This window comes from Burkholderia cepacia, assembly GCF_001718835.1.
Taxonomy (GTDB): Bacteria; Pseudomonadota; Gammaproteobacteria; order Burkholderiales; family Burkholderiaceae; genus Burkholderia; species Burkholderia cepacia_F.
In genome coordinates this window covers 1-24,873 of record NZ_CP013444.1, presented here as the reverse complement: position 1 = coordinate 24,873, position 24,873 = coordinate 1, and the positions used below count along the sequence as shown (strand labels likewise).

The following is a 24,873-nucleotide window of genomic DNA, read 5'->3' as shown; positions in this document are numbered from 1 at the left end:
GGCCTAACGCTTTTGCAGCCGGAACGAATCCGCATCGATGCCCGAAATGACAAATCGATCGCCGGATTTCGCATCTTGATCGAACAGGCCACGTGCCAGCAGGTTGAGCAGATGCGCCTCGATCTGGTTGCGGATGCCGCGGCCACCGTTGGATAGATCGCCGAGGCACCTCGCCTGAAGCGCCATCTTCCATTCGGCGTCCAGTTCGACGACGATACCCTGGGAGGCGATGTCGTCGAGCACGGCACGGACCATCTGCTCGAAGATTTCTGTCGCGACATCATCGCGGATGAAATCGAAGACGATGATGTTCTCGCCGATGCGGTTCAGGATCTCAGGCCGGTTCAAGACCAGCTTGAAATGCCGCTGGATCTCGCCGAGTACTTTTTTCTGGATCTCCGCAAAGTCGTCGCCCGGCTGGACGTTCGCCACGCGCTGGCCCAATTCGTCCTGACGGTAAATGCCGAGGTTCGAGGTGAAGACGATCAGCGCTTCGGAAAAGTACACGCGATCGCCGCGCCCTGACGTCAGCACGCCGTCGTCGAGAATCTGCAGGAACTTGTCGAGAATGCGCGGATGCGCCTTTTCGATTTCATCGAAGAGCACCACGCTGAACGGACGTTCGCGAATCGCATTCGTCAACTCTCCACCAACGTCGTAGCCAACGTAGCCGGGCGGAGCGCCGATCAGCCGCTGGTCCGCGTGTTCCGCGCTGAATTCCGACATGTCGAAGCGGATGTAGGCGCTTTCGTCGCCGAACAGCAGGCTCGTGATCGTCTTGGCGAGTTCTGTCTTCCCGACGCCGGTCGGACCGGCGAGGAACGCGACGCCACGCGGCCGGTTGCCTTTGCGCTGCGACCCCACACCGGTCATCGCGCGCTTGACGAGATCGAGCATGTGCGTGACCGCATGCGTCTGTCCCTTGACGCGCTGGCGAATGAACGCCTCGGCATGACGGATCTTGTCGCGATCGATCTGCAGCCACGGATCCTCGGTTACCCCGACCTTGTAGCGCCGCACGGCATCGGCGATCTTCTCGATGGGGACGTGTTCGACGCGAGCGAGCGTCGCAATCGCGTTCATATCGGCCAGCAGCAATCCCTCGGAGCCGTCGACGAATGCGGATTCCGCATCTGCCAGGCTGTCCGGTGCGGCTGTCTGGGCGCCCGGCACACCGCGCAGCAATGCCCCGGACAAGGCCCGGCGCGCGGCGCTATCTGGCTTCGATACGGGAATGTGCCGGATGCGCGGATTATCGATCAGCAACCAGTCGGGCAGATCGCCTTCCTTGTCGACAATCCAGATTACGGTATTGAAGAACGGGCGCCGCAATTCGCCGGCGGGACGCGGCACAGCCATATGCGCGAGTACCAGTGCGCGGGTAAAAAGCGTGTGCTCGGCCGGGTTCAGTGTTTCCGTACGAATCGCCAGCCGCGAAGCAAAATCGACGACGAGCGCCACCGGCATGCCAGGCAGGACGACCAGGCGCTCGAGGCAGGCGGTCAGCGCGTCGATGCCGCCCTGCGCCGCGCCGTCGACTGGCGTCAGGCCGAGACGCCGCAGCGTTTCGTCGGCGGGCTCCGTCGGCGGCACCCGGCTGTCGGGTACCGTGAAACCTGCGACTGGATTCCACACGACCAGTTGCGCATAGCCCGCTTCCTTGAGACTGTCACCGAGCGTACTGACCAGCGACTGGGCCGTCACGATTTCCGGCGCAACTTCACAGGCCTGTAAATCGCGTACGTTTCCAGATAGCACAAACTGGCTCTTTAACGGGAGAAAACGCTGCAGATCCCGTAACCATCTGGGTTTGACGTATGCAGGCATGTCGTGGAGGCGAGTGCGAAAAACGAAAGCAAAACGTTACCATAGCCGACCGATTAGCATATGCCGAATGAATGACAACATCGGAAACGATTCGGCGTATTTACGGGAGCCCAGATATTTTCCCGATCGGGCGATTGCACCGTTCATTTCGCGTTTTGGCAAACGTTGATTTTCAAATTTGAAAATCGGCGCGGTGAACAAGCGTCGCGAAGGCGATCGCTACGCCTCACTGTTCCGATCGTTGTCAACATGCGTTGGCAATCTCTCTGATCGTCATGCCTGCCATTGGAACCGCCACGCGAGCAAGGCCGACACAAAACACCTGTTCGCATGCTGGCTGCGTCCGGCTTCGACGCATACCAAGAGACCGATCGCCACGTGCGTGGAGCGGGCCGCCGAACTTGCCGTGTGGACTGCTACCTGCCGGGAGCGCGCGCGAAACACCTCGAAGCACCCGCAGCCACCATCCCGCCCCAAATATTCCGCATTGACTTCCTATCTTTCGATATATATCTTTAGATATGTTTTCCGACATATAGGACACAATCATGCGACACAGTCACTTCCGCGGCCACGCCCGTTGCGACGGGTACGGTGCGCAATCCGCCCCCGCCTGGTTCGCCGGTCTCTGGTACGCGATCGGCCGCCACCGTCGCGGCCACGATCCATTCGGTGGCGGCGGGCCCTTTGGCGGCGGCCCCGGCGGTTTCGGGGGATTCGGCGGCGACGATGCGATGCCGCGCGGCCGCCAGTTCAGCTCCGACGATCTCCAGTTGCTGTTGCTTGCGCTCGTCGCCGAGCAACCGAGCCACGGCTACGAGCTGATCAAGGCGCTCGACACGCGTTCGAACGGTTTCTACAGCCCGAGCCCCGGCATGGTGTACCCGGCGCTCACGTATCTCGAAGAAGTCGGCTTCGTCGCGTCGCAGGCGGAAGGCAACCGCAAGCGTTATGCACTGACCGACGCCGGCCGCACCCATCTCGACGCCCAGCGCGAACGGGTCGACACGCTGTTCGCTCGCCTCACGCACCTCGCGCGCAAGATGGAGTTCATGCGCCGTGCATTCGCCGGCGAAACGGCCGGCGAAACCGCGGACGAATCGCAAGGCGGCTGGCTGCCGGAATTCGTCGAAGCGCGCGTCGCGCTGAAGCATGCGCTGCTGCACAGGAGCGGCGCGTCAGCCGACGAACAGCGCCGCATCGCGGCCATCATGCGCCGCGCGACGGCCGAAATCGAAGGGGGCACCGGCGAGTAAGCCGCATCGTTTCAGCAAGGAGCGCAGATTGATGCAACACAACCCCGACCTCACCGTGACCCGCGTGCGCCACACCCTCAAGTTCCGCTTGCTTCAGGTCCTGCGCGTGCACGCCGTGACGCCGCACCTGCTGCGCGTCACGCTCGGCGGCCCCGATCTCGCGGATTTCGAATCCGCGTCGTTCGACGATCACGTGAAGGTATTTTTCCCGCCGCCCGGCGCCGAACGGCCCGCACTGCCGTCCCTGGGACCGGACGGCCCCGTGTTCCCCGACGGCGAGCCGAAGCCCGTCGCGCGCGACTTCACGCCGCGCCGCTTCGACCGCGCCGTCCGCGAACTCGATCTGGAATTCGTGCTGAACCACCCGGGCCCGGCGTCGCAATGGGCCGCACAGGCACGCGTCGGCCAATGGCTCGGCATCGGCGGCCCGCGCGGTTCGTTCGTCGTCCCGACCGGTTTCGACTGGCACCTGTTGATCGGCGACGATACGGCGCTGCCGGCGGTCGCCCGACGCCTGGAAGAGCTGCCCGCGGGCTCGCGCGCGGCCGTCGTGATGGAAGTCGCGGATCGCACCGCGCAGATCGCGTTCGACACGCGCGCCGACGTGCACGAAATCTGGCGCTTCCGCGCCGAAGCGCAGGCCGGCGGCAGCGACGCGCTGCTGGACGCGGTCCGCGACCTGCCGCTGCCGCCTTCCGGCGACGGCTACGTGTGGGCGGCGGGCGAAGCGATGTCGATGCGCGCGGTACGCCAGCACCTGACCGGCGAGCGCGGCATCGACAAATCGCGCATCCGCGCGGCGGCCTACTGGAAGCGCGGCGCGAGCGCGGTGCACGAATCGCTCGACGACTGACGCGACGGGCAGCCGGCATACGGGCAGCCTGCGACGGACTCTCGAAATTCGGACTCCCGACACAGGCGTTCCGGCGTCCGGCGCGCGGACGGCCTGGCATTGGCGCGGCGGCTGGTATATACCTACGTCTGCGACGCCGCCGTCACGCAGTCGACGCTGTCCGCACCAGGAGCGTCCGGTCATGACAAAAGAAAGCCCCGCTTCGCCTTTCCTTCGCAACCTGAAGATCGTCGGTTATTGCGGCCTTGCCGCGGTGGTCCTTGCGCTGTTCGTCGCGATGTGCGCGATCCTGAAGGAAAGCGCGCTCGACCGCGACGCCGCGCGGCAGCCGGCAGACACGGCCGAGCTGCACGGCAGCGCTGCCCCGGCGACGGCCGAATCGGCCAGAACGCCGGGCTGACCGCCCCGGCCCGATCCTTCCCGTTACGGCGCGTGCCGGCGCCCCATCACGACTGCATGCACCGAATCGCCGATGCGCTCGAGCATCGCCGTGACGGGCCGCGCATACAGGTGCGCGGCCAGCGCGCCGGCCGTGCCGACCAGCACGCCGCCCGCCATGTCGAACGGCCAGTGCACGCCCGCATAGATGCGCCCCCATGCAATCGCCGCGGCCATCGCGGCCATCACGAGGCCCGTCACGCGCGTCGCGCCGCCGAGCAGCATGCCGACCGCCACACTCCAGACGAACGTCATGTGATCGCTCGGAAACGAGCTGTCCGGCGCATGCGGAATCAGTTGCGTGCCGACGCCGGCCATGAACGGGCGCGGCGAGAACCAGAAATGTCCGATGACCTGTGCGAGCGCGAGCGCCACGCACACGCCGACGCCGGCTTCGATCGCCTGGCGCCGCGTCGTGCGCGCGCCGAAGATCCAGGTCAGCAGCAGCATCGCGGGCAGTACATAGACGAGCCAGTCGGCGGCGAAGATGGCGAGACGGGCAACGCCCGGCTGCGGCGCAACCCCGGCGTTGATGGCGGAAAAAAGGGTGAGATTGAGGGTCTGCATGGATCCGGAGACGTGGGGCGGGAATGCGCGACCGGTCATCCGGTCACGTCCGATGCTAAGAGCGGCTCGCTTAAGCAATGCTTAACGAGGGCCGGCACCGCGACGGGCGATGCCCGGCCATCCGGCCGCAAGGACGCGGTTAGAGCATGCTTTGCAACACAAGTTCACACAATTGAAATATTTCGCGCGGAGCGTTTCCCGTAAAGCCTCACCTTGCACCCCGAAAAAGCTCACCTTCGGTCACATCGCGGCGTCGTCGACACCCGCGATGATCGGTGCGCTGAGCGCCCATCGGGCCATTGGCGTCGTTCGCATCAACATTTGCGTAGTCAATTCACCGATTCCTGCAACAATTAATTCCAGATGCGGCATCGCACAACGGCAACGCACAGGCATAGGATTACGAGCACTCATCCACGAAGCGATCAACAACAAGGAGTCCGCATGAAACCCAGCGATGTCCGATCGAAAGCGTTTGCGATGCCGTTGACCAGCCCTGCCTTCCCGATGGGCCCTTACCGTTTCGTCGATCGTGAGTTCCTGATCATCACGTATCGCACCGATCCGGATCGCCTCCGCGAAATCGTCCCCGAGCCGCTGCAGGTCACCGAGCCGCTCGTGCATTACGAATTCATCCGCATGGCCGATTCGACCGGCTTCGGCGATTACACCGAAAGCGGCCAGGTGATTCCCGTCGAGTACAACGGCCAGCCGGGCGGCTATACGCTCGCGATGTATCTCGACGATCACCCGCCGATCGCCGGCGGCCGCGAACTGTGGGGCTTCCCGAAGAAACTCGCATCGCCCACGCTGCACGTGAACACCGACCACATCCTCGGCACGCTCGACTACGGCAAGGTGCGCGTCGCCACCGGCACGATGGGCTACAAGCACAAGGAACTCGACATCGACGAGCAGACGAAGCGTCTCGCCGGCCCCAATTTCCTGCTGAAGATCATCCCGCACGTCGACGGCACCGCGCGCGTCTGCGAACTGGTGCGCTACTACATGCAGGACATCAGGATGAAGGGCGCGTGGACGGGCCCCGCATCGCTCGAGCTGGCGCCGCACGCGCTCGCGCCGGTCGCCGACCTGCCCGTGCTCGAAATCGTCGAAGCCCGCCACCTGGTCGCAGATTTGACACTGGGCCTCGGCGAAGTCGTCTACGATTACCTGGCTCAGTAACACGTCCGCAGTCCTTTTCCACCCCTTGCACCTTTTTCACCCTTGATTACGGAATCCCGAACATGAGCAATCTGAATGGCAAGACCGCAGTCGTCACGGGCGCCGCGAGCGGCATCGGCAAGGAAATCGCACTCGAGCTCGCGAAAGCGGGCGCGGCCGTCGCGATCGCCGACCTGAACCAGGACGGCGCGAACGCCGTTGCCGACGAGATCGTCAAGGCGGGCGGCAAGGCGATCGGCGTCGCGATGGACGTGACGAACGAGGACGCCGTGAACAGCTGTATCGACAAGGTGGCCGAAACGTTCGGCTCGGTCGACATCCTCGTGTCGAACGCGGGCATCCAGATCGTCAACCCGATCGAGAACTACGCGTTCTCCGACTGGAAGAAGATGCAGGCGATCCACGTCGACGGTGCGTTCCTGACGACCAAGGCCGCGCTCAAGCACATGTACAAGGACGATCGCGGCGGTGTCGTGATCTACATGGGTTCGGTGCATTCGCACGAAGCGTCGCCGCTGAAGTCCGCGTACGTGACGGCCAAGCACGGGCTGCTCGGCCTGGCCCGCGTGCTGGCGAAGGAAGGCGCGAAGCACAACGTGCGCTCGCACGTCGTGTGTCCGGGCTTCGTGCGCACGCCGCTGGTCGACAAGCAGATTCCGGAGCAGGCGAAGGAGCTCGGGATCAGCGAAGAGGAAGTGGTGAAGAAGGTGATGCTCGGCAATACGGTCGACGGCGTGTTCACGACGGTGCAGGACGTCGCGCAGACGGTGCTGTTCCTGTCGGCCTTCCCGAGCGCCGCGCTCACGGGCCAGTCGTTCATCGTCAGCCACGGCTGGTTCATGCAATGAAGCCGCACGCCCGCACCGAAAAGCAGGCCGTCGATGCGGCGGACCTGCATCACGAGGCCGGCGCACCGGCCGCCGCGCGTACGCTGCCGTACGAAACGATCGCGCTCGTGCTGCAAGGCGGCGGCGCGCTCGGCGCGTACCAGGCCGGCGTGTTCGAAGGGCTGCACGAGGCGGGCATTCCGCTCGACTGGATCGCGGGCATCTCGATCGGCGCGCTCAACACCGCGCTGATCGCGGGCAATGCGCCCGAGCATCGCGTCGAGCGGCTGCGCGAGTTCTGGGAAACGATCTGCAAGCCGGCGTTCTTCCCGACGGTTCCGGCCGCATTCGAGTTCGCGCTGTTCAACAGCATCGACCAGGTTCGTACGTTCTTCACGGCGTCACAGGCCGCGAGCGCGATGATGCAGGGCCAGCAGGGCTTCTTCGTGCCGCGCTTCCCGCCGCCGCTGCCGGGCGTGTCGGATCATCCGGAGAAGATCAGCTGGTACGACACGTCGCAACTGCGCGCGACGCTGCTGAAGCTGTGCGATTTCGACCGGATCAATTCGGGCGAAACGCGCGTGTCGGTCGGCGCCGTCAACGTCGGCACCGGCAACTTCGTGTACTTCGACAACTCGCGCATCCGTCTGGCGCCCGAGCATTTCATGGCGTCCGGCGCGCTGCCGCCCGCGTTCCCGCCGGTCGAGATCGACGGCGAGTACTACTGGGACGGCGGTGTCGTGTCGAACACGCCGCTGATGGAAGTGCTGCGCGCACGGCCGCGCCGCGACACGCTCGCGTTCCAGGTCGACCTGTGGAGCGCGCGCGGGCCGCTGCCGCGCACGATGGCCGACGTCGCCGAGCGCACGAAGGACGTGCAGTATTCGAGCCGCACGCGCTTCGTGACCGACACGCTGCAGCGCGAACAGCGTTACCGCAACGTGCTGCGCCACGTGCTCGAGCAGGTGCCGGAAGAGCAGCGCAAGGCGGATCCCTGGTGCATCGAGGCCGATGCGATGTCGTCCAGCAAGAAGTACAACATCCAGCACCTGATCTACCAGCAGAAGGCGTACGAGCATCACTACAAGGACTATCAGTTCGGTCTGTCGACGATGCGTGACCACTGGTCCGCGGGCCTCGACGACATCCGCAAGACGCTCGCAGTCAAGGACGGCCTCGCGCTGCCCAACAACGACGCGGGCTTCGTGACGCACGACATTCACCGCAGGCGGTGACGTCGTGCCCGAGCGGACCGGCGCGCTGCCTGCGCCGGTCCGCTTCTCTTTCCGAAACCGACATGCCGATTTTCATTGCACTGTTCGCGCTCGTCGCTGCCGGATGGGGCGCGGTTCACCTGTTTCAAGTCATCGCCGCACAGTTCGGCCAGCCGGTCGCGATCGCGGCCGCCGTGCTCGCCGCCGCGATCCTGATCGCGCTGGTCGCCTGGTGGATCAAACGCCGCCGCGACATCGCACCGAATACGAAGGAAGAAGGCTGGACCCACGTCGTGCATCGCGCGTGGGGCGAGCTGCGCGTGTCGGCGACGCAGGGGCTGCTGTGGCTGTCGCACGACGGCGCGGACGGCCGCTATACGCTGTCGCAGCTCGACGGCTGCCAGGCCGCGCCGATCGGCGGCCGCTGGCATCTCGTCGTGCACGTGCGCGATGGCGTGCGCAGCGAATGGAAGCTGCCGATGATGGACAAGCACGACGCGCAACGCTGGGCGCGCGTGCTGACGCTCGCGAAGGACAACCGGCTGTGACCCGGTGCGGGCGGCACTGAATCACGATCCCGCAAAAGCTCACCTTTGGCGTGCATCACGCGACGCCGTCGTTCGCCGTGTCGTTCAGATGCGCGAACGCATCCGCGAGAAAGTCGACGCACACGCGCACTTTGGCCGACGCCGCAACGCGCTCCGGATACACGGCCCAGATGTTCGCGGGCTGGATCGCGTCCGGCAGCACGCGACACAGTGCACCGCGTTCGATCAGCGGCGCGGCTTCCCAGATCGAACGCAGCACGATGCCGCGCCCGGCCAGCGCCCATTGCACGGCTACCTCGCCATGGTTCGTCGACAGCGCGCCACCCACCTTCACCGTGGCCGTTTCGCCGCGCACGTTCAGCCGCCACACGCCGAACGGGTGATCGCGCTCCTTGATGGCAAGACAGTCGTGCGAGGCGAGATCCGCGAGCGAGCGCGGTGTACCGCGCCGGGCGAGATAGTCGGGCGACGCACACAGCACGCGGTAGTTCGCGGCGAGGCGGCGCGCGATCAGGTGATCGGCAATCTCGTCGCCGATGCGCACGTCGAGGTCGTAGCCTTCGCCCGCGACGTCGACGAGCCGGTCGAACAGGTCGAGCCGCACGTTCAGCTGCGGATAGCGCGCGGTGAAGTCGAGCAGCGCCGGCGCGACGATGTGCCGGCCGAACCCGAAGCTGCTCGAAATGCGCAGCGTGCCGCGCGGCACCGTACGCGTGGTCGACACGTCCTCGACGAGATGATCGACGTCGTCGAGAATCTTCTCGGCGCGCGCGAACACGCGCTCGCCGGCTTCCGTGACCGTCACGCGGCGGGTCGAGCGATGCAGCAGGCGCGTGCCGAGCTGCGCCTCGAGCAACGCGATGCGCTTGCTGACATAGGCGGGCGACACCGCGAGCTGCTCGGCGGCCGCGCTGAAGCTGGTCAGGCGGACGACCAGGCTGAATACCCGGAGGTCGTCGAGATTCGGCGATTTGTTCACGATTCGTGGAAAGTCGATTAACCTTTCACGCGATTTTAATCCAGATGGAAACAAATAGAATGGGGCCATCTGCCGCTGCGCGCGTGGTCTGCGGCGGCCCGAATCGATCTGGAGGAGCATTCGCATGAGCGACAGGACCTACAGAATTGCCGTGATTCCCGGCGACGGCATCGGCCGTGAAGTGATGCCCGAGGGCCTGCGCGCACTCGATGCCGTGACCGCGCGCTTCGGCATCCGCTTCGACTTCGTCCGCATCGACTGGGCGAGCTGCGACTACTACACGCAGCACGGCCAGATGATGCCGGACGACTGGAAGGCGCAGTTGTCGGGCATGGACGCGATCCTGTTCGGCGCGGTCGGCTGGCCTGCGACGGTGCCCGATCACGTGTCGCTGTGGGGCTCGCTGCTGAAGTTCCGCCGCGAATTCGACCAGTACATCAACCTGCGGCCCGCGCGCCTGTTCGACGGCGTGCCGTCGCCGCTCGCCGGCCGCCGCGCGGGCGACATCGACTTCATGATCGTGCGCGAGAACACCGAGGGCGAGTATTCGTCGGTCGGCGGCACGATGTTCGAAGGCACCGATCGCGAGATCGTGATGCAGCAGTCGATCTTCACGCGCCACGGCACCGAGCGCGTGCTGAAATTCGCGTTCGAACTCGCGCAGCGGCGCGCGAAGCGCCTCACCGTCGCGACGAAGAGCAACGGCATCGCGATCAGCATGCCGTGGTGGGACGCACGCACGGCCGAGATGGCCGAACGCTATCCCGACATCGCCGTCGACAAGCAGCACATCGACATCCTGTGCGCGCGTTTCGTGCTGCAGCCTGACCGCTTCGACGTCGTCGTCGCGTCGAACCTGTTCGGCGACATCCTGTCGGATCTCGGGCCCGCCTGTACGGGCACGATCGGCATCGCGCCGTCGGCGAACCTGAACCCCGACCGCGCGTTTCCGTCGCTGTTCGAACCCGTGCACGGCTCTGCACCCGACATCACGGGGCAATACATCGCGAACCCGGTCGCGATGATCTGGTCGGCGGCCCTGATGCTCGACTTCCTCGGCAACGGCGCGGGCCGCGAACGCGAGGCGCACGATGCGATCGTCGCCGCGATCGAGGACGTGCTGCGCACGGGGCCGCATACGCGCGATCTCGGCGGCAACGCGGGGACACAGGAAGTGGGCGAAGCGATCGCGACGCGGATTGCGGGATGACCGGTGATGGGCTGGGCAACGCTGCGCCGTATGCATGAGAGGTGAGGTGATCGGCACGACGCGTCGCACGCTTGGCGCGGCGACGTGCCGATCTTGCATACGGGTGAGATGCGCGGTGTATCGACGCGCACCGACGGGCGCATCCGTTCGACCGGATGCGGCCTGCGGTGAGAAACACGGCGTGCCGATACGCACCACCATGCATTTCGGCAGTGTCACATCGCATATTCGCACCGAACGAGATCGGTGAGCTGCGCGTCGTGTCGTTGCGTCACCGAAGCGACAGATGCGATGGCGTTTTCATTGCTCCCGAAAACGCTCACCTTGACCGAACCTGCTCCCGTATTGCCTCACCAATCGATCGCACGGCCGCCGCGTCCGACTGTGCGACGCGCTTACAGGCCGAGATCGGACAGCCCGGGATGATCGTCCGGACGACGACCGAGCGGCCAGTGAAAGAGCCGGTCCGCTTCGCGAATCGGCAGGTCGTTGATACTCGCGTGACGATGCGCCATCAGCCCGTTTTCGTCGAACTCCCAGTTTTCGTTGCCGTACGAACGGAACCAGTTGCCGGCATCGTCATGCCATTCGTACGCAAAGCGCACCGCGATGCGATTGCCGTCGAATGCCCACAGCTCCTTGATCAGCCGGTAGTCGAGCTCGCGCGCCCACTTGCGCTGCAGCAGCCCGACGATCTCGTCGCGGCCGGTCACGAATTCCGCACGATTGCGCCATCGGCTTTGCGGCGTATAGGCGAGCGACACGCGCTGCGGGTCGCGCGTGTTCCACGCGTCCTCGGCGGCGCGCACTTTCTGGCGCGCCGTTTCGAGCGTGAAGGGCGGAACGGGCGGGCGGACTTCGGCTGATTCAGACATCGTTTTCTCCAGTCAGGGTTCGGCCGCGCAATGCCGCGGCCAGCTTGCTACCTCGACGGCCGCGACACGGCGTCGAGCAGCAGTTCGGCCGTCGCGCGCGCATCGCGCGCGGCGTTTGCATCGCCACTGACGAGCGCCACGCCGATTGCGCCGTCGATCAGCACGAGCCACTGACGCGCAATGCGCGCAAGCCCGCGGCGCTCGATCCCCGCGTCGTCGGCCAGCGCGTCGAGCCGTTCGCGCACGAACGCCAGCAAGCGCGCCTTGTGCGCCCGTGCGACGACGCGCACCGGATCGTCGGCATCGGGAATCTCGCCCGATGCGTTGAGGAACGCACAGCCGTGAAAGTCGGGTTGCGCGAACCAGTCGCGCAGCACGTCGAACATGCCGAGCAACTGCGAGCGCGGTGCGTTGCCGCGCGCCAGCGTCGCGTCGACGAACCAGCGCATCCAGCGCTCGTCGCGACGTTCGAGCGCGGCCACCACCAGCGCCTCTTTCGATTCGAAATGCGAATAAAAGCTCTTTCGCGCCGCGCCGGATCGCTTGACGATCGCATCGACACCGGTTGCATGAATGCCGCCCGAGTAGATCAGCGCTTCGGCTGCATCGAGCAGCCGGTCGCGAACGCCCGGTTCCCCGGGCTGAGGTTCGTATGAGGTCATGGTCGGTCAAACGGATCTGTCATGGTTCGAGTTGATGGGTTTACGGTAGAACGATCGTTCTCCCTCGTCAAGAATAATGCAGAACGATCGTTCCACCACGATATGCGTGCGACGCCGGTCCGCAATCTTTACGACATTTTTTCTTGATGCCGACATTCGCGACTCACTACACTGCGTGCACCTTGATGGGCCTGAGGATGTCATGCCGCATTCCGAACCCGCACGCCGCACCCGTAGCTACGCCGCTTACGCGAAGCAGCTCGACGAGCGCGTCGTGCTGAGACGTTTCGATCCGCGCGTGGACTCGTACGAGTCGCTGACCGCGCTGCTGCAGCGTGCCTTCGCACCGCTCGGCGCACTGGGCTTTCCATACCCGGCCGCCGGCCGTTCCGCCGCCGGAACACGCGAGCGCACGCTCGCCGGCGAGTGCTTCGTTGCGCTCGGCAACGCGCACCTGGTCGCGACGGTGACGATGCGCCTGTCCGATCCCGATTCGCCGTGCGATCCGTATCGCAGCCGCCGGGTCGTGACGATCCGCGAGCTCGCGGTCGATCCGGTCTGGCAGGATCGCGGCATCGGCCGATCGCTGCTCGCGTTCGCCGAGCAGTGGAGCGCGTCGCACCGGGCCAGCCATCTCGCGCTCGATGTGCCGCAAGAGGCCGGCCGGCTCGTCGCGTTCTGCGTCGGCGAAGGCTTCCGGCCGATCGACGTCATGCGCTTCGCGGGCCGCGGCTATGACAGCGCCGTGCTCTGCAAGCCGGTCGGCCCGACGAACGGCGCAGCCGCGATGCGCGGCGCCGTCGCGATTCGCCCCAATCGCCGCCAAGCGGCTTCATCATGAAGCGCGACCCGCTCCCGGGCCGCGACTCGTCCATCCCGCCCATCCCACCCGTCTCGCCGGACGAAGCCGCGCGGCTCGCGCTGCGCAACGCGCGCCTTCGCGCCGCGATCCGGCTGCGCGGCCTCGCGAAGCTGGCGCTCGTCACGATCGCCGTCGCGCACCTGCTGACGCTCGCGTTCGAATTCGCGCTCGTCTCGGCCGGGTTCGCGCCGGAAGCCGCGACGCTGCTGCTGTTCCGCTTCATGTCGTGCGCGCTGGTCGGCTACTGGCTGCAGGCCGACGCACAGCGCGCATACCGCCATGCTCTCGATCACGGGTTCGTCGCGTTCGGCGGTTCCGACGAAGAGCCGGTCCGCATCGCGCCGCGCTGTCCGAAGCGCTGGCTCGTGCTCCTCAACCTGCAGCTCGATCCGCACTGGATCGAGAACAAGCCGCTCCGCTAGCCGCGCGCCGCGTTATGCATGCGTTGAAATGAAACAATCCATTCGATGCAGGGCGGCGGCGCCGGCCTGGGAGGCAGCGTGATCGGCAATGCCTGGACACAGGTCGGCGTGTTCCTGTTTGTTCTCACCTTTCTGGTCAAACCGCTCGGGACAGCCATCGCCCGTATCGCGCTCGGCGACCTGCCGGGGCCGCTGCGGCGCGTCGCCGTCGTCGAACGCGCGATTTACCGGCTGTCGGGCGTCGCCCCCGACGAGGAAATGGACTGGAAGCGCTATGCGGTCGCGCTCGTCGCGTTCAACGCGCTCGGCGCGGCTGCGCTTTACCTGCTGCAGCGCATCCAGGTCTGGCTGCCGCTCAATCCGCAGCACTTGCCGAACGTCGAACCGGGGCTCGCATTCAACACGGCCGTCAGCTTCGCGACGAATACGAGCTGGCAGGCGTATGCGGGCGAGACGACGCTCAGCCACCTGACGCAGATGCTCGGCATCGGCGTGCAGGCGTTCCTGTCGGCGGCGAGCGGGATGGTCGTCATGCTCGCGCTGATTCGTGGGCTCGTGCGCCGGGGCAGCAAAACGATCGGCAATGTCTGGATCGACCTGACGCGCATGACGCTCTACGTGCTGGTTCCGCTGGCGGCCCTGTTCGCGGCGGCGTTCATCGGGCAGGGTGTGGTGCAGAATTTCGCGCCGAATCGCGACGTTGCGATCGTGCAGCCGCACTCGTCGACGCCCGCCGCCACGCTGACGCTGCCGATGGGGCCCGTCGCGTCGCAGGAATCGATCAAGCTGATGAGCGGCGACGGCGGCGGATTCTTCAACGCGAATTCGGCGCATCCGTACGAGAACCCGACACCGTTCGCGAATTTCCTGCAGATGCTGGCGATGCTGATCATTCCGGCCGCGCTCTGCCACACGTTCGGCACGATGATTCAGGACCGCCGGCAGGGGTGGACGATCTACGCCGCGATGCTGACGCTGTTCGTCGCCGCCGCCGCGATGGTGATCCGGGCGGAGCAGGCTGCCGGTCCGGCGCTGAGTGCGCCCGGCATCGACACGGTCGCGTCGGCGAGCCAGCCGGGCGGCAACATGGAAGGGAAGGAGACGCGCTTCGGGATCGTGTCGTCGGCGCTGTACGCGACGGTGTCGACGAGCAGCGGCGACGGCGCGGTCGATGCGATGCACGATTCGTTCACGCCGCTCGGGGGCCTCGTGCCGATGGCGCTGATGCAGACCGGCGAAGTCGTGTTCGGCGGCCCCGGTTCCGGCCTGTACAGCATGCTGATGGTGGTGCTGCTCGCGGTGTTCGTCGCCGGGCTGATGATCGGGCGCGCCCCCGAATACGTCGGCAAGAAGATCGAAGCGTACGAAATGAAGATGGTGTCGATCGCGATTCTCGCGACGCCGGCGATCGTGCTGGTCGGCACCGCAATCGCGGCCGTGACGCCGGCCGGCGTCGCCGGACTCGGCAATCCGGGCGCGCACGGCTTCAGCGAGATGCTCTACGCGTTCTCGTCCGCCGCGAACAACAACGGCAGCGCGTTTGCGGGCCTGTCGGCAAACACGGCGTTCTACAACACGTCACTGGCTGCCGCGATGTGGTTCGGCCGCTTCACGGTCATCGTGCCGGTGCTGGCGATCGCAGGCTCCCTCGCGGCCAAGCAGCGACGCGCGGCCGGCGCCGGCACGCTGCCGACGCACGGGCCGCTGTTCGTCTGCATGCTGCTCTCGACCGTGGTGCTGGTCACGCTGCTGACGTTCCTGCCGGCGCTCGCGCTCGGCCCGATCGCCGAGCATCTTGCGATGACGGCCGGCCGGTGACGCTTCCGTGCCCCCGGCCGACGCCGCGCGGCGAGGCGCGACGACGCACGCCATGCAGGGAGCGCGTTCAGGCCGTCCAGTCGAGAATCACCTTGCCGCTCTCGCCGGACAGCATCGCGGCGAAGCCTTTCTCGAAATCGTCGGCCGCGAAGCGATGCGTGATGATCGGCGACAGGTCGAGGCCGCTCTGCAGCATCGCGACCATCTTGTACCAGGTCTCGAACATCTCGCGGCCATAGATGCCCTTGATCTCGAGCCCCTTGAAGATCACCTGGTTCCAGTCGATCGCCGTCTGCGCGGGCGGAATGCCGAGCAGCGCGACCTTGCCGCCGTGGTTCATCGCCTCGAGCATGCTCGTGAACGCGCTCGGCACACCCGACATTTCGAGGCCGACGTCGAAGCCTTCGGTCATGTGCAGGTCGGTCATCACGTCGCGCAACGACTCGCGTGCGACGTTGACCGCGCGCGTCGCGCCCATCTTGCGCGCGAGTTCCAGCCGGTAGTCGTTGATGTCGGTGATGACGACGTTGCGCGCGCCGACATGCTTCGCGATCGCCACGGCCATGATGCCGATCGGGCCCGCGCCGGTGATCAGCACGTCTTCGCCGACGAGGTTGAACGACAGTGCCGTGTGCGTCGCGTTGCCGAACGGATCGAAGATCGACGCGAGATCGTCGGAAATCTCGGGCGGGATCTTGAACGCGTTGAATGCCGGGATCGCCAGATACTCGGCGAACGCGCCTTCGCGGTTCACGCCGACGCCAACCGTGTTCCGGCACAGATGCCGGCGCCCAGCGCGACAGTTACGGCAGAAGCCGCACGTGATGTGGCCTTCGCCGGACACGCGATCGCCGATCGCGAAACCGCGCACCTCCTGCCCCATCTCGACGATCTCGCCGACATATTCGTGACCGACGTGCATCGGTACGGGAATCGTCTTCTGCGCCCAGTCGTCCCACTTCCAGATATGGATGTCGGTGCCGCAGATCGCCGTGCGACGGATCTTGATCAGCACGTCGTTGTGGCCGACTTCCGGACGCTTCACGCGCGTGAGCGTGAGGCCGGGGCCGCGTTCGAGTTTTGCCAGTGCTTTCATGGTCGCGCCTCCGTCAGATCACGCCGAGCGACTTGCCCACGCGCACGAACGCGGCGACCGTCTGGTCGATCTGTTCAGGCGTATGCGCGGCGCTCATCTGCGTGCGGATGCGCGCGCGGCCGCGCGGCACGACGGGGAACGAGAAGCCGATCACGTAGACGCCTTCGCCGAGCAGCTTGTCGGCCATGTTCGTCGCGAGCTGCGCATCGCCGAGCATCACCGGGATGATCGGATGCGCGCCCGGCACGAGCGTGAAGCCGGCTTCGGTCATCTGCTTGCGAAACCGCGCGCCGTTCTCGCGCACGCGCTCGCGCAGCTTCGCGCCTTCGTCGCTGCCGAGCAGTTCCAGCACCTTCAGCGATGCCGCGGCGATGCTCGGCGTAAGCGTGTTCGAGAAGAGATACGGGCGCGAGCGCTGGCGCAGCAGCTCGACGACTTCGCGACGCGCGGCGACATAGCCGCCCGATGCGCCGCCGAGCGCCTTGCCGAGCGTCCCCGTGATGATGTCGACGCGGCCTTCGACGCCGCAATGCTCGGGCGTGCCGCGGCCGTGCGTGCCGATGAAGCCGACCGCATGCGAATCGTCGACCATCACGAGCGCGCCGTAGCGATCGGCGAGATCGCAGATGCCTTTCAGGTCGGCGATGATGCCGTCCATCGAGAACACGCCGTCGGTCGCGATCAGCTTGTGGCGCGCGCCCGCCGCATCGGCTTCCTTCAGCTTCGCCTCGAGGTCGGACAGGTCGTTGTTCTTGTAGCGGAACCGCTTCGCCTTGCAGAGGCGGATGCCGTCGATGATGCTCGCGTGGTTCAGCTCGTCGCTGATCACCGCGTCGTTCTCGTCGAGCAGCGTCTCGAACAGCCCGCCGTTCGCATCGAAGCAGCTCGAATAGAGGATGCTGTCCTCCGTGCCGAGAAAGGCGGCCAGCGCGCTTTCCAGTTGCTTGTGCACGGTTTGCGTGCCGCAGATGAAGCGCACCGATGCCATGCCGAAGCCGTCCTGGTCGAGGCCGGCCTTCGCCGCCTCGATCAGGCGCGGATCGTTCGCCAGGCCCAGGTAGTTGTTCGCGCAGAAATTGAGCACGCCGGCACCGCCGGCGAGCCGCACGGCTGCCGCCTGGGGACTCGCGATCTCGCGCTCGGTCTTGTAAAAACCGTCCGCGCGGATCTGGTCCAGCGTCCCGCGCACCTGGGCGAGAAAGGCATCACGCATCGCAAAGCTCCTGACATGAATCGCAACCCGCCGGCCGCCGCTCGTGGCGGCGGCGCAACGGCCTGCTACTGTTATAGTCGGTCGTTCGGTTGACCGCATTTATCCGATATTCCGAACTAGAATTCGAAATACCGAACAACTCTAAGCGAACGGAATCCAAATGGCAAGTTCCTCCGGTTCGCGGCGCACGCCTGCCAGCGCCGCACCGTAACCGCCGGCCGCCACGCCGCCGCGTGTCGGCGAGCAGATCCAGCGGCTGCGCAACGAACGCAAGCTGACACTCGACGACCTGTCGCGCGCAGCCGGCGTATCGAAATCGATGCTCTCCGAGATCGAACGCGACAAGGCCAACCCGACGATCGCGGTGGCGTGGCGGCTGACGAACGCACTCGGCATCACGCTCGACGAGCTGTTCTCGCAGCCGAAGGCGCCCGAGACGATCCGTGTAGACGGCCCGCACGACATTCCGACGCTCGCCGGCCATGACGGCCGATACCAGCTGCGCGTGTGGGGCCCGATCGACCTCGCCGGCAAGTTCGAGTGGTACGAGCTGACGCTGCCGGGCGGCGGCGCACTGATATCGAACGCCCACGAGCCCGGCACGCGCGAGCACCTCACCGTGCTGCAGGGCGCGATGGAAATCGAAGCCGCGGCGGCAAGCCGGCGCCTGAAGGCAGGCGACACGGCGCGCTACCCGGCCGACGAGCCGCACGCGATCCGCAATCCCGGCAAGGCCGAAGCGAGAGCGTTGTTGATCGTGATTCATCGCTGACGGGCCGTCGAGTCAGCCAAACGGCCAGTTGCGGAAAACACTGTATGTTTGTACAGTATACGGACATTCCGATATGCGTCGGCCAGAGTGCGAAGCCTGGGCCACCCCAGGCGCTAAGGCGCCAACTCCGACCGACAGGAGCCTGCAATGACAGAAGAACAGGATTTGGCCGCGCTCAGCTTCAAGGCTGCCGCGCACGACCTCGAGCTGATCGTTCGCCATATCGCCGGGCGTTATATCCGCCAGCGCGTCCCGCTGACGTGGCGCCTGCTGCACGCGATCGAAGCCGAGGCGCTCGCCGATCTCGGCTTTGCCAGCCGGCACGAGGCCGGCATGCGTCAATTGTTCGAACGGCCGTCGGACATGACGTTTCCCGAAACGGACGATCCGATCGACTTCGGCAAGTCCAACGCGCTGCCGGCCGTATTCTCGTTCGCAGTCGTCGCGTATGAGGCCGCTGCAAGCAAGCGCGACGTGCAACCCCCGTCCGTCAAAACCGGGCGCACGACCAAGGGCTGGCGCGGCTGATTGCGGGCCGGGCGCGGCTTGCCGGCAACCGTCGTTGCGGTCGGATAAGCGAGCGCCATGCAGTGCGGCGACGGATGCGCGTTCCGCATATCGAGCCTTTCGGCTCATCCCGCCCGGGGGTTGCAAAAAGAGCTACCATGCACGCAACTAACGGAATAAATCACATGTCCCTTCCTTCGCCCACGCACACGCCATTGCCAACGGTAGAAAAGGATTTGTTCGACCGTCACGCATCGGACTGGATCGTCTCGCCCGAAGCCGCATTCGATGCATGGCTCGCCATGCAGGACTATCGTCGCTCATCGGCCGACGTCTATCGCGCGCAATGGGGCGCGTTTCTCACGTGGCTGCGTACGCACCAGAAGAATCTCGCATCGGTCGACACCGCATCGATCGCCCACTTCGTCGGCGAACTCCCGATCCGGAAAACCCAGCGAATGCGCTATCTGCGGCTGATCGAGCGTGTGCTCGACCATATCCGGCGTACCGAATACGCGTCGACCAACCCGGCCCGGTTCATTGCTCAGGATGGCGAAGCGAACTGGCGCAAGGCGCGCGACAACGAACCTACCGGTTTCCTCACGCCGGCCGAGCGCGCGACGTTGCTCACGTACCTGTTTTCGCCGATCGGCGTATCCGGTTCCGCGTACTGGAAAGAGCGGCGCGACCGCGCGCTCGTCGCCGCGTTTCTCGGCGCCGGCATTAAAACCGGTGAAGCGCGCGTACTTACGATTAGTTGCATCAATACGGCTGGAACGTCGCTGCAGATCCCGTCGACACATCCCGATTTCGCACGGGAAACGCACGTGGCGTCGTTCGCGATCGCCCTGCTCGAAGCGTGGCTCACCGAACGCAAGCGCCAGGACATACCGGGCGACCTCATCTTTCCGGCATCGCACGCGGGACGCCCGATGCACAAGGCGACGATGCTGCGCGCCATCGACGCGATCGTCGAAGCGGCAGACATCGCGACGTCGCGCACCGCGCGCGCAAGCCCGCAGACTTTGCGCAACACCTATGCCGCGGAATTGTTCGAGAACGACGTGCCGCCCGAACGAGTCGGCAAATGGCTGGGCTTCATGCGACCGATCTCGTCGAACCGCCTGCATCGCGCATGGAAGAACTGGCGTGACAGCTTGATCGAGGGTGAGGTGCCGTCCGAGCCCGAATCTCACTGATCCGGGGATTGCCGGACGCAGCCGGCGATGTGAGAGCGCCTTGCGCAGCAGGGCCTCACCGTTCAATCGCTCCCGAAAAACCTCACCTCAAGGCTCCCGGAAAATCTCACCTTTGACTGTGCATCCGGATTGAACGCGGTCAATTGCTTCCAAAACGGGTGACCGCTTCGAAGCGCGAGGGCCACGAGCCTGACGCGTATTCGCACTCCGGGCACGACACCTCGAAACCCTCATCCGTGTGCGACAACTCCGGTTCGCCGTCGCAGTGCGGACACTGGTTCGGCACGGGGATATCGGAATCCAGTGCCGTGCCGATCACTGTGAATGCGTCGGCGTCGAGCTTGCCGGCATCGGCCAGGCGGCGGATCAGCGCGGCGATTTCCGGATTCATTCCGCGGCTCGCGCGCAGCGTGTTCATTTCGCGCGTCGCCGCGGCCAATTCGTCGCTCTGGCTGCGCAACTGTTCTTCGAGCCGGTCGGCACGCGCCTTGGCCGCACTCAATTGCTGGAGGAAATCGAATTCCTTGCGCTGAACGTCGCGTAAGCCGTTCTGGTAGGTCGACGCCGTGCTGCGCAACGAATCCAGCTCGACCAGCATCGGCTTGACGCGGCGTTCGGCTTCGGCCACCGCATCCTTGATTTGCTGCGCGTAGTGCTCGGTGCGCTGCTGCAGTTCTGCTTGAAGCGCATCGATACGGTCGCGCAACGCAGCGTTCTGCGTCTGTTCGGCATCCACGCGGCCGGTGGCCGCGGCCAGATCCTTTTCCAGGCGGTTGACTGTGGTGAGCAGCGTGGCCTCGTTTGCCGAACCGTGGGTGCTTTGGGACGCCAGTTGAACTTCGAGCTCGGTCACCCGCGCCTGAAGCTGTTCGTTGCGGGTTTCGCTGCGTGCGATGGCCGCTTCGAGCGTCTCCTGGCGGATGGCTGCGTCGCGCAGCCGCTGTTCGGCCTGCGCGACGTCGGTGCGCACCTGTTCGCGGTCGCCATCGAGACTGTCTCGAGCGGCTTTCAACGCTTCTTCATAGAGTGCTCCGAGCAACGCGCCGGCTTTTTCCTCGACGGCTTTCGGAATCGCGGCGCCTTCCAGACGAACCTTCGATGCCGAGCGGATCCGCTCCCAGAAATGGTCGATGTCTTTCGGGATATCGCTGGCGCTGCCGGTCTGGGTGAGATCGCGGACGTTGGCAGCCGACGGCCGGATGCCAAGATCAAAAAATAGCCGCTTGCACGCGTGCAGCGACAATTCCTGCCGTCGTGCGCCGGCAGCGCGCAACGATTCCAGCTCTTCTCGGATGACTTGACGCATCTCGTCCAGGGTCATGGCGTCTCTCGCAAGCATTAAATGTCGCAATCATAACGAAATACGTATTGATCGATACCGATTTTTGACGGACGTTGCGAATTTACGTCGATGTGCACAGAAAGCGCTGCTGTGGCCGTCTGTGACCGATGAAGGGTGCGGATTCCGTGAAACAAAGCGAAGAAAACGAGCTAAGCGATTGTATCGAAAGCGTTTTTGAACCAATAGCGAAAAGTCGGCGTTGTTTCACATGACGGCAGGTCCCAAGGATCGGTGGGTGTTGGGGTAAGGGGTGTCTGTGGAAAACTCTACGGCCGATGTCTTGAGAGTATTAGAAGTAAACACCCTTGAACCCTTAGTTAAAAACGTTAACGCCACGGCACAGCCTTATGCTGCAAGGCTTTCCGGCCGACAAGGTGAAGTTTTACGGGAGCCAAGGTGATCTTCTGCGGGAGCTGAAGTGATGGGGTTCAGGGAGCTGCGTGAGCCGTTGCGGGAAAGGTCGTGAGCGGATTCGGGATCACAGTGAAACACGAGATTTCTCAAAGGTGAGGCTTTTCGGGGCCTCACAGCCACGAAACGCCTGCTGTGCCTGAGGGCACAGTTTTTTGCCTGTGAAGGTGTCGGTGAGCCTTTTCGGGACCTTCGTTTGCAGCCGATTCTGCCCTTCTTTTAGGCAATTTGGATGAAAGGTGAGATTTCACGGGATTCCACACAGTTTTGCTGTGAGGATATCCGGGACGCGAACGCGATTTTGCACCGCAAATGTGCATTTGCGGGCCTGTGAACCCCAAAAGGTGAGCGTTTTCGGGAGCAAAACGGCGGATTCCCTGGCCGGATCGGCTTGAGGTGAGCTTTTTCGGGGCATGACTGAAGAGCAGCCCGTGGACCCAAAGGTGAGCCTTTCCGGGAATGGAATTTGCCCGAAAAATGGTCAAAGGTGAGGCTTTTCGGGAGCTGTGAGCGTCCACTTCCGCTGAAATCCCCGCCAGTACTGGATGGTAAGCCCGTTTTCACAGGCGTTTTTTTGGCACAGGTGAGATTTTTCGGGACTCGTCACGCTGCTGTCGTACGAATGGGCGCTGTGGATAGGTGAGGCTTTTCGGGGGCTGGCGGCATTGGGCCGGCCAGCCGGGAATCGCGCTAAGTATCGGAAGGCATTGAGGTTTTTGATACCGCGTCGGTTACGGTGAGGTTTTTCGGGAGTCGTCCGAATGTCTGCTTTCGCGCCGTTTTTGTCGGTAAGGTGAGGGTTTACAGGAGGTGCAAACGGTCGATCCCGCGCGCGACGGGCGTTCGCCACAGATCGGCCACCAGGGCTGTGCGGATCGAGGGTGAGAATTTTCGGGAGTCTGTGATGATGGTGCACTGTACAATGCGCGCCCGGGCTGTCGAAGCCGGGTGGCGATGGGCATCGAAACACGCACAGGCCATGCCGGATCCAGTCGCTCATGCGCCGAATGCGTGCGTCTGTCCGGACTTCTGACGCTGTGCCGATCGCCCGACCGGCTTTGCCTGTACATGCATACAGGCGGCTGTGCGCAGGTTTGCTGCTATCGGTCAGGCGCAGTGAAAACGCTGTGCGGCGCTCACGAAAAGCAGTCGCAAATTTGCGACAAGGTCACAGGTGAGCCGATACGGGAAGGTGCGGCGCACGTATCGTGCACAGGCGAAAAACTGTGATTCCGCGTCTCCCGCGACGCGTAAAGGTGAGTCCCGCACAGGCCGATTCTGGACCGGTGAGCCTTTACGGGAGCCGATTGGGGTGAGTGCCGTTTCGCCGGCGCGCATCACCCGCTATGGTGAGCATGTCGTTCTGGACGCACTTCACCGCAGACGCTATCCTTCCGGAAAACTTCTCCTCCGACCCGACGTATGGCCACGACGAAGCGCGCCAAGAAAACCGATGTGGATGTGGTGAGTGCCAGTTCAGCCGAGTTGCGTAAGGCCGTCGAGGCGATCGCAATTCAGCCGAAGAGCGGCAAGATCACGCTCCTCACTCGCAAGCTGTTCAATGTCCTGCTGGCCGTGGCGCAGCAGGCCGACGATTCGGGCGATACGTATCGCGCGCTGCTCTCGGACATCGTCGCCAACTCCGCCTTCGATTCGAACGACACCGCGCTGGTGAAGGAACACCTGCGTCGCATGGTGTCGGTGCAGGTCGAATGGAGCACGGGGACGTCGAGCCAGAAGCCGGGCCGCAAGTGGGGGATCTCGACGCTGATCGCCGACGCCGAAATTCTCGAGGATCCGGCGACCCGCCGCGTGTGGGTCGAATTCTCGTTCGCGCCGAAGATCAAGAAAAAGCTGCTCGACCCGGTCCAGTACGCGCGCCTGAGCCTGCAGTTCCAGAGCCAGCTGCGCAGCAGCGCCGGCCTCGCGCTGTACGAAATCTGCGTGCGCTACCTGACGAACCCGAGCCACCTGACGATGCGCGAGCCGTGGGAGTGGTGGCGGCCGATCCTGTCGGGCACGCCCGACACGGAAGCCGGCGACGAAGCGAAACGCGAATACAAGTACTTCAAGCGCGACTATCTGCGTCCGGCGATCGCGGAAGTCAACGCGGTCACCAACATCTTCGTCGAGCTGATCGAACACCGTGAAGGGCGCCGGGTCGCGGAGATCCAGTTCCGCGTGACCGAGCGCAAGCAGCCGATGCTCGCGCTCGACGAACATCCGAACGTGTTCGACAGCACGCTGGTCGACCGGATGGTGAAGCTCGGGATCCCGCTGAAGGAAGCGCAGACGCTCTATGCGGACAGTGAGGAGAACCGCATTCGTGCCGCGCTGCAGATGACCGAGCAGCGGATGCGCAGCACGACGCTGCCGCCGGTGCGCAGCGCGCCGGCATTGTTCAAGGATGCACTGAAGAAGGGTTATGCGCCGCCGGTCGAGGCCGTCGACGCGTTGCCGGCCGGCACGACGCCGGGCAAGGCCGCCGCGACGCAGCCGGACGATCTGAAGGCACGCCTGTTGAGCGAGTTCGCTGCGTTCCGCCGCAAGGAAGCGAAGGTGCTGTACGAAGAGCAGGGCGACGCCGAGCGCGAAGTGGCGCGCGAGTCGTTCGAGTCGGAGGCGCTGCCGACGATGGGCACCCATCTGCGCGACGACTGGCGCAAGCGCGGCCTCGATTCCAAGCTGGCCGAGACGGCCTTTTTCGACTGGCTGGCCCAGAAGACCTGGGGCGAGCCGACGGACGGCGACCTGCTGTCGTTTACGCTGAATCAATCCCGGGCGGCCTGA

General features: G+C 64.8%; 23 protein-coding genes and 1 pseudogene. 16 read left to right on the top strand and 8 right to left on the bottom strand.

Going from position 1 to position 24,873, the window contains the following annotated elements:
• Nucleotides 1-3 precede the first annotated feature (3 nt).
• Nucleotides 4-1,827 carry an AAA family ATPase gene (locus WT26_RS20625; protein WP_069270755.1) on the bottom strand — a complete coding sequence of 608 codons (1,824 nt, stop codon included), beginning with the start codon at nt 1,825-1,827 and terminating at the stop codon, nt 4-6.
• Between the two features lie 548 nt (nt 1,828-2,375).
• On the opposite strand from WT26_RS20625, the gene WT26_RS20620 reads away from it, so the two are divergent.
• The 3 genes from WT26_RS20620 (at nt 2,376) to WT26_RS20610 (ending at nt 4,336) form a co-directional block, all read left to right on the top strand.
• Nucleotides 2,376-3,083, top strand: a complete 708-nt coding sequence (locus WT26_RS20620; RefSeq protein WP_069273830.1) for a PadR family transcriptional regulator — start codon at nt 2,376-2,378, stop codon at nt 3,081-3,083.
• Between the two features lie 31 nt (nt 3,084-3,114).
• Nucleotides 3,115-3,936, top strand: coding sequence for a siderophore-interacting protein (locus tag WT26_RS20615; protein WP_069273829.1), 822 nt, complete (start codon nt 3,115-3,117; stop codon nt 3,934-3,936).
• Nucleotides 3,937-4,117: 181 nt separating this feature from the next.
• A complete protein-coding gene (locus WT26_RS20610; protein ID WP_069273828.1) occupies nt 4,118-4,336 on the top strand; it encodes a hypothetical protein in 219 nt (72 codons plus the stop codon).
• Between the two features lie 23 nt (nt 4,337-4,359).
• On the opposite strand, the gene WT26_RS20605 is transcribed toward WT26_RS20610, so the two are convergent.
• Nucleotides 4,360-4,941 carry an undecaprenyl-diphosphatase gene (locus WT26_RS20605; protein WP_069273827.1) on the bottom strand — a complete coding sequence of 194 codons (582 nt, stop codon included), beginning with the start codon at nt 4,939-4,941 and terminating at the stop codon, nt 4,360-4,362.
• 109 nt (nt 4,942-5,050) lie between these two features.
• Here WT26_RS20605 and WT26_RS38470 point away from each other — a divergent pair, with 109 nt between their 5' ends.
• The 5 genes from WT26_RS38470 to WT26_RS20585 all read left to right on the top strand — a co-directional run bounded on the left by WT26_RS38470 (nt 5,051) and on the right by WT26_RS20585 (nt 8,715).
• Nucleotides 5,051-5,389, top strand: coding sequence for a hypothetical protein (locus WT26_RS38470; protein WP_231130505.1), 339 nt, complete (start codon nt 5,051-5,053; stop codon nt 5,387-5,389).
• On the top strand, nt 5,386-6,126 hold the full coding sequence (locus WT26_RS20600) for an acetoacetate decarboxylase (protein ID WP_059523461.1): 741 nt from the start codon (nt 5,386-5,388) through the stop codon (nt 6,124-6,126). The genes WT26_RS38470 and WT26_RS20600 overlap by 4 nt, the downstream gene beginning before the upstream one ends.
• Nucleotides 6,127-6,188: 62 nt before the next feature.
• Entirely contained in the window at nt 6,189-6,974 is a 786-nt protein-coding gene (locus tag WT26_RS20595; protein WP_069273826.1) for a 3-hydroxybutyrate dehydrogenase, read from the top strand.
• On the top strand, nt 6,971-8,188 hold the full coding sequence (locus tag WT26_RS20590) for a patatin-like phospholipase family protein (protein ID WP_069273825.1): 1,218 nt from the start codon (nt 6,971-6,973) through the stop codon (nt 8,186-8,188). The genes WT26_RS20595 and WT26_RS20590 overlap by 4 nt, the downstream gene beginning before the upstream one ends.
• A 62-nt stretch (nt 8,189-8,250) precedes the next feature.
• Complete coding sequence (locus WT26_RS20585; protein ID WP_069273824.1) at nt 8,251-8,715, top strand: hypothetical protein; 465 nt, start codon at nt 8,251-8,253, stop codon at nt 8,713-8,715.
• Between the two features lie 55 nt (nt 8,716-8,770).
• Here the strand turns inward: WT26_RS20585 and WT26_RS20580 are convergent, their stop codons facing one another.
• Nucleotides 8,771-9,694: a LysR substrate-binding domain-containing protein gene (locus WT26_RS20580; protein ID WP_069273823.1), complete on the bottom strand. Its 924-nt coding sequence runs from the start codon at nt 9,692-9,694 to the stop codon at nt 8,771-8,773.
• 124 nt (nt 9,695-9,818) lie between these two features.
• Here WT26_RS20580 and WT26_RS20575 point away from each other — a divergent pair, with 124 nt between their 5' ends.
• Nucleotides 9,819-10,904, top strand: coding sequence for a tartrate dehydrogenase (locus tag WT26_RS20575; protein ID WP_069273822.1), 1,086 nt, complete (start codon nt 9,819-9,821; stop codon nt 10,902-10,904).
• 395 nt (nt 10,905-11,299) lie between these two features.
• On the opposite strand, the gene WT26_RS20570 is transcribed toward WT26_RS20575, so the two are convergent.
• Both WT26_RS20570 and WT26_RS20565 read right to left on the bottom strand, forming a co-directional pair.
• A complete protein-coding gene (locus tag WT26_RS20570; protein ID WP_069273821.1) occupies nt 11,300-11,779 on the bottom strand; it encodes a DUF1348 family protein in 480 nt (159 codons plus the stop codon).
• A 47-nt stretch (nt 11,780-11,826) separates the two neighbouring features.
• Nucleotides 11,827-12,441: a TetR/AcrR family transcriptional regulator gene (locus WT26_RS20565; RefSeq protein ID WP_069273820.1), complete on the bottom strand. Its 615-nt coding sequence runs from the start codon at nt 12,439-12,441 to the stop codon at nt 11,827-11,829.
• 202 nt (nt 12,442-12,643) lie between these two features.
• Between WT26_RS20565 and WT26_RS20560 the strand changes: the two genes are divergently transcribed.
• The 3 genes from WT26_RS20560 to kdpA are packed head-to-tail and all read left to right on the top strand — an operon-like array spanning nt 12,644 to nt 15,543.
• Nucleotides 12,644-13,282: a GNAT family N-acetyltransferase gene (locus tag WT26_RS20560; protein WP_069273819.1), complete on the top strand. Its 639-nt coding sequence runs from the start codon at nt 12,644-12,646 to the stop codon at nt 13,280-13,282.
• Nucleotides 13,279-13,725 carry a hypothetical protein gene (locus WT26_RS20555; protein WP_080485699.1) on the top strand — a complete coding sequence of 149 codons (447 nt, stop codon included), beginning with the start codon at nt 13,279-13,281 and terminating at the stop codon, nt 13,723-13,725. Before WT26_RS20560 ends, WT26_RS20555 begins: the two co-directional genes overlap by 4 nt.
• 45 nt (nt 13,726-13,770) lie before the next feature.
• Complete coding sequence (kdpA, locus tag WT26_RS20550; protein WP_069270749.1) at nt 13,771-15,543, top strand: potassium-transporting ATPase subunit KdpA; 1,773 nt, start codon at nt 13,771-13,773, stop codon at nt 15,541-15,543.
• Nucleotides 15,544-15,610: 67 nt separating this feature from the next.
• Here kdpA and tdh read toward each other — a convergent pair whose 3' ends face one another.
• Together tdh and WT26_RS20540 are read right to left on the bottom strand one after the other, a co-directional pair.
• Nucleotides 15,611-16,639, bottom strand: a complete 1,029-nt coding sequence (gene tdh, locus WT26_RS20545) for an L-threonine 3-dehydrogenase (RefSeq protein ID WP_059523085.1) — start codon at nt 16,637-16,639, stop codon at nt 15,611-15,613.
• A gap of 13 nt (nt 16,640-16,652) precedes the next feature.
• On the bottom strand, nt 16,653-17,852 hold the full coding sequence (locus tag WT26_RS20540; RefSeq protein WP_059523086.1) for a glycine C-acetyltransferase: 1,200 nt from the start codon (nt 17,850-17,852) through the stop codon (nt 16,653-16,655).
• A 160-nt stretch (nt 17,853-18,012) separates the two neighbouring features.
• On the opposite strand from WT26_RS20540, the pseudogene WT26_RS20535 reads away from it, so the two are divergent.
• The 3 genes and pseudogenes from WT26_RS20535 to WT26_RS20525 all read left to right on the top strand — a co-directional run bounded on the left by WT26_RS20535 (nt 18,013) and on the right by WT26_RS20525 (nt 20,330).
• Nucleotides 18,013-18,624 (top strand): annotated as a pseudogene (locus WT26_RS20535) (helix-turn-helix domain-containing protein).
• A 147-nt stretch (nt 18,625-18,771) separates the two neighbouring features.
• Entirely contained in the window at nt 18,772-19,152 is a 381-nt protein-coding gene (locus WT26_RS20530; protein ID WP_069273818.1) for a DUF2471 family protein, read from the top strand.
• A gap of 164 nt (nt 19,153-19,316) precedes the next feature.
• A complete protein-coding gene (locus WT26_RS20525) occupies nt 19,317-20,330 on the top strand; it encodes a tyrosine-type recombinase/integrase (RefSeq protein WP_069273817.1) in 1,014 nt (337 codons plus the stop codon).
• A gap of 139 nt (nt 20,331-20,469) precedes the next feature.
• Here the strand turns inward: WT26_RS20525 and WT26_RS20520 are convergent, their stop codons facing one another.
• Nucleotides 20,470-21,651 (bottom strand): DNA-binding protein, encoded by a 1,182-nt coding sequence (locus tag WT26_RS20520; protein ID WP_069273816.1) that lies wholly within the window; start codon nt 21,649-21,651, stop codon nt 20,470-20,472.
• Between the two features lie 1,854 nt (nt 21,652-23,505).
• Here WT26_RS20520 and WT26_RS20515 point away from each other — a divergent pair.
• Nucleotides 23,506-24,873: a replication initiation protein gene (locus WT26_RS20515; protein ID WP_069273815.1), complete on the top strand. Its 1,368-nt coding sequence runs from the start codon at nt 23,506-23,508 to the stop codon at nt 24,871-24,873.